We start from the raw sequence: 610 nt of genomic DNA on the forward strand, positions 1-610 counted from the left end.
TTACAGCATGAACGATTTGTTAGATTTTGTTTGCACAGTGATTAAATGAGATTACAACGCAAATGATCAGTTGAAATTCATTTCACCATTTATTAGGAGAGAAAACGGCTTAAACGATCGGTTAAAGCTCGTTAAAAACAGAAGAAAAGAAAACCGAAAGTGAATGAAATAAAGATAAAATCCAACAAAACAAGAAATGAATTGAAAGTCTCGGATTCGAAAACTTACCCGTTGAAGAACGAAGAACGGATGAAGAACGGTGAATAACGGAGGAAAACCTTCACGGATTTGCTTACGGAAACCTCTCGGAAGCGTTACGGAAGCGCCTCAGCTTGGATTTTCTTCACGGAAACAATTTTTCCAAGCAAATTCGAAAGAGAGAGAAGTGCCTAAGGGGCTGAACCCTTTTCTTCTTCACTTCCTCCCCTATTTATAGCAAAATAGGGGAGGAGGTTGCCGCCCAGCTCGCCCAGGCGAGCAAGGTTGCTTCCTCCAGAAGCAACAGCCTTCTGGAGGAAGCTTCTGGAAGGCCCAAGTGGGCCTGATTGCTATTTGCACCCCCCTTTTTACTAAATACACCCCTTCTATTTTTTTGGGGATTCTTTTTTTC

The 610-nt window shown here is 42.0% G+C and carries 1 protein-coding gene; it reads right to left on the reverse strand.

Going from position 1 to position 610, the window contains the following annotated elements; all coding sequences use genetic code 11:
* Positions 1-430: 430 nt before the first annotated feature.
* The coding region (locus IP485_RS13820) for a hypothetical protein (RefSeq protein ID WP_227686559.1) at positions 431-610 on the reverse strand (180 nt) is incomplete at its 5' end.

Origin of the sequence: Psychrobacter sp. NG27 (assembly GCF_016106655.1) — a bacterium.
Taxonomy (GTDB): Bacteria; Pseudomonadota; Gammaproteobacteria; order Pseudomonadales; family Moraxellaceae; genus Psychrobacter.